The sequence below is a fragment of the Cellulomonas sp. zg-ZUI22 genome (assembly GCF_017353535.1).
Classification (GTDB): Bacteria; Actinomycetota; Actinomycetes; order Actinomycetales; family Cellulomonadaceae; genus Cellulomonas; species Cellulomonas wangleii.
On record NZ_JAFMUZ010000001.1, the window covers coordinates 254,415 to 268,162 of the forward strand.

Sequence of the window (13,748 nt, forward strand, 5' to 3'; positions counted from 1 at the left end):
GTGACGGTCGCCCTGCGCTACGCCGCGCGCTCCGACGTGGGGCTCGTGCGCTCCGACAACCAGGACTCCGCGTACGCGGGCCCGCACCTGCTCGTCGTCGCCGACGGCATGGGCGGCCATGCCGGGGGCGACGTCGCCTCGTCGGTCGCGGTCGCGGCCATGGCCCCGCTCGACGGTGAGTCGCACGGCCCCGACGACGCCCTCGACGAGCTCGAGACGGCCCTGGACGACGCGCGGTCCGAGATCATCTCCCGCAGCGACGCCGAGCCGGACCTGGCCGGCATGGGCACCACCGTCACGGCGATCCTGCGCGCGGGCAACAAGCTCGCGATGGTGCACCTGGGCGACTCGCGCGGGTACCTGTTCCGCGACGGCACGCTCACGCAGGTCACCACCGACCACACGTTCGTGCAGCACCTCGTCGACACCGGGCGCATCACGCCCGAGGAGGCCGAGCACCACCCGCAGCGCTCCGTCGTCATGCGGGTGCTGGGCGACTTCGACACCGACCTCACGGCCGACCTGTCGGTGCGCGAGGCGCGGCCCGGGGACCGCTGGCTGCTGTGCTCCGACGGGCTGTCGGGGTACGTCTCGGCCGAGACGATCGCGGAGACCCTCGCGGACATCGAGGACGTCGACGCGTGCGCCGACCGCCTGGTGCAGCTCGCGCTGCGGGCCGGCGGCCCCGACAACGTCACGGTGGTGCTGGCCGACGTCGTCGAGCTCGACGACCTGCCGGACGGCGCCATGCCCTCCACCGCCAGCGTCGTCGTCGGTGCCGCGGCCCTGAGCCGCAAGCGGCCGTCGGCCGCGGTGGACGGCCCGGCCGCGCGTGCGGCGTCGCTGTCCCGGCGCGCCCGCACCGGCGCGTCGGACCCGCAGGACGGCGCCGAGGACGACGACGAGGACGCGAAGGTCGCCACGGCGTCCGCCCCGGACGACGGCGACGAGCCGCTGGCGCCCGCGCCGCGCCGACGTGGTCTGGTGCTCACGTGGGTCGCCGTCGGGGTCGCGGTGGTCGCCGCCCTGGTGGGTGGGTACGCCTGGACGCAGACGCAGTACTTCGTCGGCACGTCCGACGGTCGGGTCACCGTGTTCCGCGGGATCCCGCAGTCCCTCGGCCCGCTCGAGCTCGCGTCCGTCGTCGAGACCTCCGACGTCCAGGTCGACGACCTGCCCGCCTACCTGCGCGAGCGCGTCGAGAAGACGATCTCCGCCCCCTCGCTGGACCAGGCGCGACGCCTGGTGGAGATGCTCACCGACGACGTCGTGCTGCCGACGCCCACGCCCGTCCCCTCCCTGACCCCCGCCCCCGCCCCCGAGCAGACGCTGCCGACGCCCGCGACCGAGCCCGTGATCCCGCCCCCCGTCGAGCCCGCCCCCGCGGCGGGTGCACCGTCCGGCGGCCCGGCAGCGGTCGCACCCGCGCTGTGATGGCCAGCGTCCAGCCGCACCGCGTCCGCCCCGGGCGTGGCACCGAGCTGCTGCTGCTCGTCCCGGCGCTCGGCATCGGCATCGCCGGGTACGTGCTGACCGGCCTGGGTGCCACCGGCTCGGTACCGCCCCACGTCATCGCCTACGCCGCGGGCACCACCGTGCTCGCGTTCGTCGTGCACGTGGTGCTGCGCCTGCGCGCCCCGTACGCCGACCCGGTGATCCTGCCGGTGGTGGTGGCGCTCAACGGCATCGGCCTGGCGATGATCTACCGCATCTCCATCGCGTACGCGGCGCGAGGCCGTGCCGACGCGGACATCGCCGACCGCCAGCTCGCGTGGACCGCCATCTCGGTCGCCCTGGCGATCGTCGTGCTGCTGGTGCTGCGCGACCACCGCACCCTGCGCCGGTACACGTACACGGCCATGGTCGTCGGTCTGGTGCTCATCGTGCTGCCCCTGGTCCCAGGGCTGGGACAGACCATCAACGGCGCCCGCATCTGGGTGCGCGTGGGGCCGGTCGGCATGCAGCCGGCGGAGTTCGCCAAGATCGCGCTGGCGGTGTTCTTCGCCGGGTACCTGGTGACCCACCGCGACACGCTCGCCCTGGCCGGCAAGCGTGTCGTGGGCCTGCAGCTGCCGCGCGCCCGCGACCTGGGCCCGATCCTGGTGGTCTGGGCCGCGTCGCTCGCGGTCCTCGTGCTGCAGCGCGACCTCGGCACGTCGCTGCTGTTCTTCGGGCTGTTCGTGGCCGTGCTGTACCTGGCCACGGAGCGCACGTCCTGGATCGTCATCGGCCTGCTGCTGTTCGTCGGCGGCGCCGCGGTCGCGGCGACCGCGTTCGGCCACGTGGGCGCACGGTTCGACGTGTGGCTGCACGCCCTGGACCCCGAGATCTACAACCGGTCGCCCGGCGGCTCGGGCCAGCTCGTGGCCGGGCTGTTCGGCATGGCCAGCGGCGGCCTGTTCGGCACCGGCCTGGGGCAGGGCCGCCCCGACCTGGTCCCGTTCGCCTACTCCGACTTCATCGTCGCGTCGCTCGGCGAGGAGCTGGGGCTGACCGGGCTCATCGCGATCCTGCTGCTGTACACGATCCTGGTGGAGCGCGGCCTGCGCACGGCGATCGGCGTGCGCGACGGCTTCGGCAAGCTGCTCGCCGGCGGCCTGTCCTTCGTCATCGCGTTCCAGCTGTTCGTCGTCGTCGGCGGCGTGACCCGGCTCATCCCGCTGACCGGCCTGACCACGCCCTTCCTGGCGTACGGGGGGTCCTCGCTGGTCGCCAACTGGATGATCGCCGCGCTGCTGCTGCGCATCTCGGACGAGGCACGACGTCCCGTGCCCGCGGTCCGCGCGATCGCCACGCCGGACATCGGCATCCCGGTGGCCGGTCCCGGACGCTCGCGCCCCGCCGGCAACGGACGCTCCACGGCCCGCCCCGGCGCCCCGGCCGCGGACGCCGGCGGTGCGCCGCTGCGCACGTCGACGCCCACCCGGGACGACGGGACCGACGGCCCCGCACCTGACGACAACCCGACCGAGCTGCTGGGAGGTGAGGACCGGTGAACACCCCGCTGCGCCGTCTCGCGACCCTGACGCTCGTGATGTTCGTGGCCCTCATGGGCGCGGCGTCGTGGGTCCAGTTCTTCCAGGCCGAGTCCCTCAACACCGACGGCCGCAACGTGCGGACCCTGTACCGGGAGCACGGCAACGCGCGCGGCCCGATCGTCGCCGGCGGTGAGGCCATCGCCGTGTCGGTGCCGGTCGACGACCCCTTCGGCTACCAGCGGGAGTACCCGAAGGGCGCCGTGTACTCGGCCGTCACCGGGTTCTACTCGATCGCCAACGGCCGCACGCAGCTCGAGGAGGCCGAGAACGACCAGCTCACGGGCCGGTCGGACCAGCTCTTCTTCACCCGCATCCGCGACCTGCTCACGGGCCGGCGGCCCGAGGGCGCCGCGGTCGAGACGACCATCGTGCCCGCGGCCCAGCAGGCGGCCTGGGACGGCCTGGGGAACCAGGAGGGCGCGGTCGTGGCCCTCGAGCCGAGCACGGGGCGGATCCTCGCGCTGGTGTCCACCCCCGGGTTCGACCCCAACGCCCTGGCGGTGCACTCCACGACGGAGGCCGCCGCGCAGTACCGCGCGCTCGAGGCGGCCCCGGGCAACCCGCTGCGCTCCAAGGGCACCCAGGAGCGCTTCGCGCCCGGGTCCACGTTCAAGCTGGTCACGGCCGCGGCCGCCCTGGAGTCCGGGCAGTACACCGCGGACACCCTGGTCCCGTCACCCACCGAGCTCGCGCTCCCCCAGACCTCGGCCACGATCAGCAACTTCGGCGGCAGCAGCTGCGGCGCCGACCAGGTGAGCCTCGCGGAGGCGCTGCGCATCTCCTGCAACACCGCCTTCGCGAGCCTCGGCCTGACGCTCGGGGAGGACGCGCTGCGCGAGCAGTCCGAGCGCTTCGGCTTCCTCGACGACTCGCTGACCGTGCCGATGCCCGTGGTCGAGTCCGTGTTCCCCGACGACCTGGACCCGGCGATGCTGGCGCAGTCCGCGATCGGGCAGCGGGACGTGCAGGCGACGCCGCTGCAGATGGCCATGGTGGCGTCCGGGATCGCCAACGGCGGGCGCGTCATGACGCCGTACCTGGTCGACACCGTCCGCGCCGCCGACCTCACCGTGGTGTCGCAGACCAAGCCCGAGGCGCTCTCCGACGCCGTGTCGGCGTCGACCGCGAGCGCCCTGACGCAGATGATGGTGGGTGTGGTCGAGTCCGGCACCGGACGCTCCGCCCGCATCGACGGTGTGCAGGTCGCGGGCAAGACCGGCACGGCCCAGACCGTCGAGGGGCAGCCGCCGCACGCGTGGTTCACCGCCTTCGCCCCCGCCGACGCACCGCGTGTCGCGGTCGCGGTGATCGTGGAGAACGGCGGCAGCCTGGGCAACGAGGCGACCGGCGGGGCGGTCGCCGCACCGATCGCCCGCGCCGTCATCCAGGCGGTGCTGGCCTCATGAGGACGGCTCCGGGTGTCGCGCTGGGCGGTGGCCGCTACCGGCTGCTGCGCCGCATCGCCGTGGGCGGCATGGGCGAGGTGTGGGAGGCCAACGACGACGCCCTGGCGCGTGCGGTCGCCGTCAAGGTGCTGCGCAACGAGTTCGCCGGGGACGCCGGGTTCCTGGAGCGGTTCCGCACCGAAGCGCGCAACTCCGCCGCCCTGCACCACCCGCACATCGCCGCGCTGTTCGACTACGGCGAGCAGGAGGGCTCCGCGTACCTCGTCATGGAGCTCGTCGTGGGCGAGCCGCTGTCCGACCTGCTCGAGCGGGAGCCCGTGCTCCCGCCCCGACGGCTGCTGCCGATCCTCGCCCAGACCGCCCGCGGGCTGCACGCCGCGCACCAGGCCGGCGTCGTGCACCGGGACGTCAAGCCGGGCAACGTGCTGCTCGCGCGGTCCGGACGGGTGAAGATCACCGACTTCGGGGTGTCGCTCGCCGCCGACCAGAAGACCATGACGGCCACCGGCATGGTGATGGGCACGGCCCAGTACCTCTCCCCCGAGCAGGCCGTGGGCCGCCCCGCGACCCCGCTGTCCGACCTGTACTCCCTGGGTGTGGTGGCGTACGAGGCGCTGGCCGGCCGCCGGCCCTTCACCGGTCCCACGGCCGTCGACATCGCCGTTGCCCACGTCAACGACCCCGTGCCGCCGCTGCCGGCGTCCGTGGACCGCAAGCTGGCGGCGCTCGTGCTGCGCCTGCTGTCCAAGGAGCCCTCCGAGCGCCCGGCGTCGGGCGAGGAGCTCGCGGGGCTGCTCGACCGGCTTCTGCCGCAGACGCCGCCGTCCGGCGTGGCCGTTCTGGTCAGCAAGCCGGACCGGGCCCGTGAGGACCGCCGTGGCGCCACCGGCCCGCGCACGTCGCCGGACGCGGCCTCCCGGCCCGCACCCGTCGGCGGCACCACGCGCCCCGGTGCGGGCAGGGAGGCCGCGCGCACCGAGGCCGCGCCGCCGTCGTACCCGCCGTCCCGGCGCGAGCGCGCCGGGCGTGCCGCACCCGCTGACGACGGCACCCGACGTGGTCGCCGTGAAGCACCGTCCGACGGCCCGCTCGACGGTGTCCTGGCGAGCGCCTCCGGCTGGGTCCGGCGCCTGCGCCTGCCGCTGGTCGCGCTCGTGCTCGTGCTGGTCGCACTGCTCGGGGCGGCGCTGGCGGACCGGCTGCTCGGGGCCGGCCCGCAGGAACCGGCAGGGCGCGCGGTGACCGCCGAGTACCCTCGTGGCGGCCCACCGGGTGGGATGATCGCCGCAGAACCGAGCCGCGGCGGCCTCCCCGCCCCGGCAGACGGGGCCCTGGCACGAACCGGTGCGCCCCGACCGACGGAAGTGAAGGACTCCTAGTGGTGGACGAAGGATCGCGCATCCTCGCCGGCAGGTACGAGGTCGGCGAGCTCATCGGGCGCGGCGGCATGGCCGAGGTGCACATCGGGCACGACACGCGCCTGGGACGCACCGTGGCCATCAAGATCCTGCGGTCCGACCTGGCACGTGACCCGTCCTTCCAGAACCGGTTCCGCCGTGAGGCGCAGTCGGCCGCGGCGCTCAACCACCCGGCGATCGTCGCGGTGTACGACACCGGTGAGGACGTGTTCACCGAGCCGACCGGCACGGTCGCGCACGTGCCGTTCATCGTCATGGAGTACGTCGAGGGCCACACGGTGCGGGACATCCTGCGCGACGGCCAGGCCGTACCGATCGACGAGGCCGTGGAGATCACCGCGGGCGTGCTGTCGGCGCTGGAGTACTCGCACCACGCGGGGATCGTGCACCGCGACATCAAGCCGGCCAACGTCATGATCACGCCCACCGGCGCGGTCAAGGTCATGGACTTCGGCATCGCCCGTGCCGTCGCCGACTCGGCCGCGACGATGACGCAGACGCAGGCGGTCATCGGCACCGCCCAGTACCTGTCCCCCGAGCAGGCGCGCGGCGAGCAGGTGGACGCCCGGTCCGACCTGTACTCGACCGGCTGCCTGCTGTTCGAGCTGCTCACGGGCCGGCCCCCCTTCGTCGGGGACTCCCCCGTGGCGGTGGCCTACCAGCACGTGCGGGAGATCCCGCCGGTACCCAGCTCCATCGCGTCCGACGTCCCCGAGGCGTTGGACCGCATCACGCTGAAGGCGCTGGCCAAGGAGCGCGACGCCCGGTACTCGTCGGCGGCGGAGTTCCGCGCCGACCTGGAGGCGGTGCTGCGCGGCGGCCACGTCAACGCGCCCGCCGTGGGTGCCGCGGCGGCCGGTGTCGCGGCCGCGGACGCCACGCAGGTCATGGCGCCGACGACGCAGACGACGCAGGCCATGCCCCCGGCGACGGCACCGTGGGGCGCCACGGGCCTCAGCACGCTGGAGACGGACGAGCCCGGCCCGGACGAGGACGAGAAGAAGCGCCCCTGGCTCATCTGGGTGCTCGCGGCGGTCGCGCTGCTCGCGGTGGGTGGCATCGTCTGGGCGCTCATGCGGGGCCAGGACGCGCCGGTCGACACGACCGTCGCGGTCCCGACCGTCGCCGGGATGTCCCAGGAGGAGGCCGTCCAGACGATCCGCGACGCGGACCTCGTCCCGGAGCCCGCGCAGGAGCCCAGCGACGACGTACCTGCCGGCTCCGCGACCCGTACCGACCCCGCGGCCGGCGAGACGGTCGAGAAGGAGACGTCGGTCAAGGTCTACATCTCGACCGGCCCCTCCGAGGTCACGGTCCCGGACGTGGCCGGGCAGACCGAGGCCGAGGCGGCCGCCGCGCTCGAGGCGGCGGGCCTGTCGGTGTCGCCGACCCGGCAGCCGGAGGACAACCCGTCGGTGCCGAAGGGCCGCGTCACCAAGACCGACCCCCCGGCGGCCAGCCCGGTCAAGGCGGGCGCCACCGTGACGCTGTACGTGTCCTCCGGCAACGTCGTCGTGCCGAACGTGACCGGCAAGAACGTCGAGGTCGCGACCGAGGAGCTGACGGCGCTCGGTCTGCGGGTCAACACCAGCAACGTGGCGTCGACCGAGCCCGAGGGCAACGTGGTCTCGCAGGACCGTCCCGAGGGCGCGGTCGTGCTTCAGGGATCGGCCGTCAACCTGGGGATCGCCGAGCCGCCCAACACCGCCGCCGTCCCCACCAACCTGCGGGGCCTGACGTACGACCAGGCGGTCCAGGCGCTGCAGGCCGTCGGCCTGACGAACATCGCCCGTGAGGACGTCGCCTCGGACGAGGCGGCGAACACGGTGGTGTCGTCCGACCCGAGCGGCGGCACCGAGATCGCCAAGGAGCAGCGCGTGACGCTGCGGGTGTCGCGCGGCCCGAGCGCCGGCAACAACCCGGCACCGTCCCCCTCGCCCACGCGGGCGTCGGACGACTGACAGCGACGCGGACGCCCCCCGACCTCAGGGTCGGGGGGCGTCCGTACGTCGGGGGGCGTGCGTGCGTCGGGGGGCGTGCGTGCGTCGGGGGTCCCGTGCGGCGATGGTCCGTCCGTCGGGATCCGCGCACGCGTAGCGCGGGTGACCCGGTGGATCAGAGGCGGACGAGCGGGTGCAGCCCCTGCGACCGCTCGACGGCGTCCCGTGCCCCGCAGACCTCCAGCCAGTTGGCCAGCAGCCGGTGCCCGCCCTCGGTGAGCACGGACTCGGGGTGGAACTGCACGCCGTGCAGGGGCAGGTCCCGGTGCTGCAGGCCCATGATGATGCCGTTCGCGCGGGCCGTGACCACCAGCTCGTCGGAGAACGTGCCGTCCACGACCGCGAGCGAGTGGTAGCGCGTCGCGGTGAACGGGACGGGCAGCCCGGCGAGCACGCCCTGACCGTCGTGCTCGACCTGGCTCGTCTTGCCGTGCATGAGCTCCGGGGCGTGCGTCACGGTGCCGCCGAAGACCTCACCGAGGGCCTGGTGGCCCAGGCACACGCCGAGCATGGGCGTGCCCGACGTCGCGCAGTCCCGGATGACCTGGGTGCTCGCACCGGCGTCGGCGGGTGCGCCGGGGCCCGGGGACACGAGGACGCCGTCGTACCCGGCGCGTTCCGCGGCGGGCGGCACGGCGTCGTTGCGCACGACCTCCGGCTTCGCCCCGAGCTGGTCGAGGTAGCCGACGATCGTGTAGACGAACGAGTCGTAGTTGTCGACGACGAGGATCCGCGTCATCCCTCACCCACCGTGGTCTCGTTGAAGGGCATGTACGGCGCGACCGCGGGGTACAGCCACAGGAAGCACGCCGCGAGCACCGCCGCGGCGAGCACGGCCGCGAGGACCACGCGCACGGGCACCGGGCCCGGCAGGTGCCGCCACAACCATCCGTACATCATGAGCCTCCCGTCGTCGTGCGCCCAGCCCGGTCCCGCCTGCCGGTCACGGCGTCCCCAGCAGCTCGGCGGGGGTGCCGGACGACACGGGGGCCCAGTAGTCGAGCACGCCGTGCACGATGAACCGCTCGCGCGCGGAGAACATGGGGTGGCACGTGGTGAGCGTGATGTACCGCTCCGTCGGCTCGACGCCGGGCTCGTTGGGCACGGGCGCGATGACCCGCACGTCGGGCGGCAGGACGACCTCGGTGCCCGTGACCCGGTACACGTACCAGGTGTCGGCCGTGCGGACGACGAGCGGGTCGCCGAGCTGCAGCTCCTCGATGCGGTTGAACGGCTTGCCGTACGTCACCCGGTGCCCGGCGAGCGCGAAGTTGCCCACTCCCCCCGGCATCGCGGTGCCGGGGTAGTGCCCGATGCCCAGCACGTCCAGCACCGTGGGCCGGTCGGTCCCCTGCGAGATCGGGCGCTCGGGCTCCCCGGCCCAGCGCGGCACCTGGAGCGTGGCGAACGAGACCGCGTGCGCGGGCTCCTCGATCACCGGCGGCTCGTCGCGTCGCGGCTCGGCGATCCCGCTGTCGTCGTCGACCGCCGCTGCGGGCGGGGCGAAGTCGAGGTCCCGGACGATCTCCGCCTGCACGGCGTCGCCCTCGACGTCCGTCCACCACAGCTGCCACACCAGGAACCCCAGCAGCAGCACACCCAGGGTGATGAGCAGCTCGCCGAGGACACCCACGGCGCCGTAGAAGAACCCTGCAGCGGTGCGCGGACGTGTCGCGCGGACGTGTGCGGGTGCCCGCTCCGTCGTGGCGGACCGGGTCACAGGTGGCCCTCCTCGGTCGTCCGCGGGCCGCTCGGCCGGGCGCTCGCCGTGGGGGCGTCCTCGTCCGCCGGTGCCGCCGCGGGCACGCCGGGCAGCACCTCGACGTCGTCCGGCACGCGCGCCCAGCCCAGCTCGGTCGCGCCGGAGTAGGCGGGCAGCTCGACCTCGCTCCGCTCCTCGAGGTCCCAGCCCAGGTTGAGCTCACCGGCCTGCCGCACGTAGGTGCGGACGTCCTCGTCCGCGGCGAGCGCGGCACGCAGCTGCTCGGGGTCGCCCACGGCCGTGATGACGAACGGCGGCGAGTACATGCGGCCGTGCAGGCGCAGGACGTTGCCCTGGCACTGCACGCCGGTCGTGGACACCACCCGCTGGTCCATCAGGCCCATCGCCTCAGCGCCACCCGCCCACAGGGCGTTCATGACGGCCTGGATGTCCTGCTGGTGCACCACGAGCAGGTCCGGTCGGACGTCGTCGCGCCGGGAGTCCACCGGGGCGTCGTCCAGGGAGATGACGAGGCCCGGTCCGCTGACCGGCACCGAGCCACCCGCCACGAGGTCACCCGCCGTGGGGGTGAGGGCCGGCCTGCCCGCGAGGGCGTTCTGCTCGGCGGTGAGTGCCTCCACCTCGGCCCGCAGCGTGTCGACCTCGCCGGACAGCCGCTGTACGGTGGCGGCCTGCTTCTGCGTCAGCTCGCGCAGGTCCTGCGGGTGGCGCGCCTCGTCCGTGCCGGCGCTGCGGGCGTTGACGGTGAACAGGAGGCCGGACAGCCCGAGGACGAGACCCACGGCGACGGCGCCGCGGCCCAGGCCGGGCCGTCGGGCGCGCGCCCGGGCACCGGCGGTCTCGGTCACGGCGTCTCCCTCCGCAGGGTCCCCGCACGTGCGGCGGGACGACGGCACTACGCTAGGTCACGTTCGGCGGCACGCCGACACCGGTCCGCAGGTCGACGACATCGGGCACTCGGACGGCCCACCGTCCAGATCCGCCCGGTGGTGTCGGTTCCCACCTGCTCATCGCACCGTCGCAGACAGGAGCCCGCCCGTGCCCGAGTCGAAGTCGCGCAAGAAGGCGACCTACACCCCGCCGCCGGCCAAGGCCGCCGCGCCCAAGCCCCTGCCCCGCTGGTTCCTGCCGGTGTCGCTGGGCCTGATGATCTTCGGCCTGCTGTGGCTGGTCGTCACGTACCTCTCCCCCGGTGCCGCGTACCCGCTGCCCATCGGTCAGTGGAACCTCGCCGTCGGCTTCGCGATCATCATCGTGGGCTTCGGCATGCTGACGCGCTGGCGCTGAGCAGCACCTTCTTCCCGCGGGGACAGGGCTGAGCGCGCGTCACGCGCCCACAGCCCTGTCCACAACCCGCGCCGTTGGTCATCCACAGGCGGTGCACATACCTGTGGAGAACTACATCGGTGTAGTTCCACAGCTGTGAGTAACGCTGGGGAGGGTGCGTCAGCAGGTCAGACGAGGCCGACGGACGCGTACGTCGCCCACGTGGCCCCGAGGAGCAGGACGAGGACCGCGACGGGTGCGGCCCAGCCGACCAGGGCCCGCCGCTCGCGCGGGGCGTAGGCGAAGGCCGCACCCAGCGCGGCCCCCACGACGAGTCCGCCCAGGTGCGCCTGCCAGGCGATGTTGGGCAGCACGAACCCCAGCACGCCGTTGAGGACGAGGATCCCGATGATGGGCCCGGCGTCACGGCCCAGGCGCCGCAGCACCACGAGCACGGCGCCGAACAGTCCGAAGACGGCACCCGAGGCACCGACCATCGCCGTGGTCCAGCTGTCGGTGGCGGTCGCGAGCAGCACGGCGGCCACGGACCCGCCGAGGGCGCTCATCAGGTACAGCACGGCGAACCGCGCGCGCCCGAGCGTGCTCTCCAGGTACGGCCCGATCATCCACAGCGCGAGCATGTTGAACAGGATGTGGAAGACCTGGCCCGGCGAGTGCAGGAACGCCGCGGTGAGGAACCGCCACGGCTCGAAGGCGCCGGCCAGCGGGCTGAACGCCCACTGCGACGTCCACCCGGGCACCGCGAGCTGGAGCACGTAGGACACGGCGCACAGCCCGATGAGGGTCAGCGTGACGACGGGCCGCCCGGCGCGCACGCGGCCGCCGAACACGGTGCGCCCCTCGCGGGCGGTCCGTGCCGCCTCCGCGACGCAGTCGACGCAGTGGATGCCGACCGGGGCCGGCCGCTGGCACTCGGGGCACGCGGGCCGGCCGCAGCGCTGGCACCGCACGTAGGAGACGCGGTCGGGGTGCCGCGGGCACACGGGAACCTGCTCGGCCGCACCGCCGGGCACGCCGGGCGGCCCCGCGGGGGGGCCGCCCGGCACGTCGGAACCGCTGATGGTCAGTCCTCCACCGTGATGGACGTGATGGTCACGTCCTGGACGGGGCGGTCACCGGGACGCGTGGGCGTCGCGGCGATCGCGTCGACCACCTTGCGGCTCTCGTCGTCCACGACCTTGCCGAAGATCGTGTGCTTGCCGTTGAGCCACGTGGTGGGCGCCACGGAGATGAAGAACTGCGACCCGTTGGTGCCGCCGACCTTGCCCGTGACCGGGTCGAGGCGCTTGCCGGCGTTGGCCATGGCGAGCAGGTAGGGCTCGGAGAACGTGAGCTCGGGGTGGATCTCGTCGTCGAACTGGTAGCCCGGGCCGCCGCGGCCGTTCCCGAGCGGGTCGCCGCCCTGGATCATGAAGTCCGGGATGACGCGGTGGAAGACGACGCCGGAGTACAGCGGGTCGGTACGGGGCGCGCCGGTGCTGGGGTCGGTCCACTCGATGGTGCCCTTGGCCAGCCCGACGAAGTTCTCGACGGTGCGCGGCGCGTGGTTCTCGAACAGCTCGACCCGGATGTCACCGGCGGACGTGTGGATGGTGGCGAACATGGGTCCAGTCTGGCACCCGTCGCCGACGTCGCACCGCGGACGGTCGGGTCGATCGCAACGGCCGAACCACCCCTGTGCGTCGGGCACGACGGCGCGAGCGGTGGCAGAGTGTGAGGTCACAGCGTCGAGCCACCGCTCGAGAAGACCCCAGCACCACCTAGCCGAGACAGCCGAGACAGCGCGGGAGTGGCAGATGACCCACCGTCCGAAGATCGACGTCGACACCGAACGCCTGAAGGGCCAAGCAGCGGGCCTCGGCGCGACCCTGGCCGACGGCGCCAAGCACGGCGCCGCCCGGGCGAGTGACGCGGCAGGCCAGGCGAAGGACTGGACGACCCCCAAGGTCGAGGCCTTCGTCGCGTGGCTCGTGCCGCAGGTGGAGCACCTGTACCGCGAGAGCGTGAAGACGGCCGCCCCGCAGGTGGAGAAGGTCGCGCAGAAGGCGACCCCGGCGATCGACACCGCCCACGACAAGCTGGTCGACGAGCTGATCCCCAAGCTCGTCGCAGCGATGAACGAGGCCGCGGTGAAGGCGGGCGCCCAGGTGGGGCAGGCTGCGGACGTCGCGGCCACGTCCGCGGGCAAGCACTCCAAGAAGATCGCCAAGGCCGCGCGGAAGGCCGCCAAGGAGGCGGCCAAGGCCGAGCACAAGCGCTCCGGCGCCAAGGTGTTCTGGGTCGTGGCGGGTCTGACCGGCGCGGGTGCCGCGCTGTTCGCGTGGCTCCGCTCGCGCTCGACCACGGACCCGTGGGCCGAGCCGTGGGAGCCGGCGGACTCCCTGGGCAGCGAGTCGCTGCGCGCCCGCGCGCAGACGGCGGCCGGTGACCTGACGGACGCGGTGGGCGACGCCGCCGACGCGGTGGGCGAGGCCGCCGGCACGGCCGTGGCCAAGAGCCGCGACGCGGTCGGCAAGGCCGCCGAGGCCGTGGGCCACGCGACCGAGGAGCTGGGCGACAAGGCCAAGGAGGCCCGCGACGCGGCGCAGGAGACGGCCCGCAAGGCCACGCGCCGCTCCACCCCGAAGACGCCGGACGGCACCACGCCCGACGAGGGCACGACGCCCGCGTCCTGACCTGATCACGCCCGTCCGGCCCCGGCCCGTCCTCGACGGCCCGGGGCCGGCGTGCGTCCGGGCCTAAACGCTTCGGGCGTTGACCGCCCCCGGCTCACCTCACGACGATCGCCCCAGACCCCCGTCCTGCGACGTCGTCGTCGTGCCGCGTCCGGCGGTCGTGGGAGCGCTCCACCGGCGCCCCGGTCCCGTCCGAAGGGA

13 protein-coding genes are annotated in these 13,748 nt (G+C 74.0%); 7 read left to right on the plus strand and 6 right to left on the minus strand.

Annotated features, from left to right (window positions below):
* Genes J1G43_RS01175 through pknB form a run of 5 tightly spaced genes read left to right on the plus strand, consistent with a single transcriptional unit; the run spans position 1 to position 7,823 of the window.
* Positions 1-1,434: a Stp1/IreP family PP2C-type Ser/Thr phosphatase gene (locus J1G43_RS01175; protein ID WP_207377789.1), complete on the plus strand. Its 1,434-nt coding sequence runs from the start codon at positions 1-3 to the stop codon at positions 1,432-1,434.
* Positions 1,434-2,996 (plus strand): FtsW/RodA/SpoVE family cell cycle protein, encoded by a 1,563-nt coding sequence (locus J1G43_RS01180; protein WP_207340075.1) that lies wholly within the window; start codon positions 1,434-1,436, stop codon positions 2,994-2,996. The genes J1G43_RS01175 and J1G43_RS01180 overlap by 1 nt, the downstream gene beginning before the upstream one ends.
* Positions 2,993-4,444, plus strand: coding sequence for a penicillin-binding protein 2 (locus J1G43_RS01185; RefSeq protein ID WP_207369689.1), 1,452 nt, complete (start codon positions 2,993-2,995; stop codon positions 4,442-4,444). Before J1G43_RS01180 ends, J1G43_RS01185 begins: the two co-directional genes overlap by 4 nt.
* Positions 4,441-5,823 (plus strand): serine/threonine-protein kinase, encoded by a 1,383-nt coding sequence (locus tag J1G43_RS01190; protein ID WP_207340073.1) that lies wholly within the window; start codon positions 4,441-4,443, stop codon positions 5,821-5,823. Before J1G43_RS01185 ends, J1G43_RS01190 begins: the two co-directional genes overlap by 4 nt.
* The gene (gene pknB / locus J1G43_RS01195) at positions 5,823-7,823 is read left to right on the plus strand and encodes a Stk1 family PASTA domain-containing Ser/Thr kinase (protein ID WP_207340072.1); all 2,001 of its coding nucleotides are present in this window, start codon (positions 5,823-5,825) and stop codon (positions 7,821-7,823) included. Before J1G43_RS01190 ends, pknB begins: the two co-directional genes overlap by 1 nt.
* Positions 7,824-7,977: 154 nt before the next feature.
* On the opposite strand, the gene J1G43_RS01200 is transcribed toward pknB, so the two are convergent.
* Genes J1G43_RS01200 through J1G43_RS19515 form a run of 4 tightly spaced genes read right to left on the minus strand, consistent with a single transcriptional unit; the run spans position 7,978 to position 10,433 of the window.
* Positions 7,978-8,601, minus strand: a complete 624-nt coding sequence (locus J1G43_RS01200) for an aminodeoxychorismate/anthranilate synthase component II (protein WP_207340071.1) — start codon at positions 8,599-8,601, stop codon at positions 7,978-7,980.
* Positions 8,598-8,759, minus strand: a complete 162-nt coding sequence (locus tag J1G43_RS01205) for a hypothetical protein (protein WP_177199764.1) — start codon at positions 8,757-8,759, stop codon at positions 8,598-8,600. The genes J1G43_RS01200 and J1G43_RS01205 overlap by 4 nt, the downstream gene beginning before the upstream one ends.
* Positions 8,760-8,805: 46 nt before the next feature.
* Positions 8,806-9,582, minus strand: coding sequence for a class E sortase (locus J1G43_RS01210; RefSeq protein WP_207340070.1), 777 nt, complete (start codon positions 9,580-9,582; stop codon positions 8,806-8,808).
* A complete protein-coding gene (locus J1G43_RS19515) occupies positions 9,579-10,433 on the minus strand; it encodes a DUF881 domain-containing protein (protein WP_207340069.1) in 855 nt (284 codons plus the stop codon). The genes J1G43_RS01210 and J1G43_RS19515 overlap by 4 nt, the downstream gene beginning before the upstream one ends.
* Before the next feature lie 190 nt (positions 10,434-10,623).
* Between J1G43_RS19515 and J1G43_RS01220 the strand changes: the two genes are divergently transcribed.
* Positions 10,624-10,872, plus strand: coding sequence for a cell division protein CrgA (locus J1G43_RS01220; RefSeq protein ID WP_207340068.1), 249 nt, complete (start codon positions 10,624-10,626; stop codon positions 10,870-10,872).
* Between the two features lie 167 nt (positions 10,873-11,039).
* On the opposite strand, the gene J1G43_RS01225 is transcribed toward J1G43_RS01220, so the two are convergent.
* A complete protein-coding gene (locus J1G43_RS01225) occupies positions 11,040-11,918 on the minus strand; it encodes a rhomboid family intramembrane serine protease (protein ID WP_249670675.1) in 879 nt (292 codons plus the stop codon).
* A gap of 17 nt (positions 11,919-11,935) precedes the next feature.
* Complete coding sequence (locus J1G43_RS01230) at positions 11,936-12,475, minus strand: peptidylprolyl isomerase (protein WP_089802803.1); 540 nt, start codon at positions 12,473-12,475, stop codon at positions 11,936-11,938.
* Positions 12,476-12,668: 193 nt separating this feature from the next.
* Here J1G43_RS01230 and J1G43_RS01235 point away from each other — a divergent pair, with 193 nt between their 5' ends.
* Positions 12,669-13,547, plus strand: a complete 879-nt coding sequence (locus J1G43_RS01235; protein ID WP_207340067.1) for a hypothetical protein — start codon at positions 12,669-12,671, stop codon at positions 13,545-13,547.
* Positions 13,548-13,748: the final 201 nt, after the last annotated feature.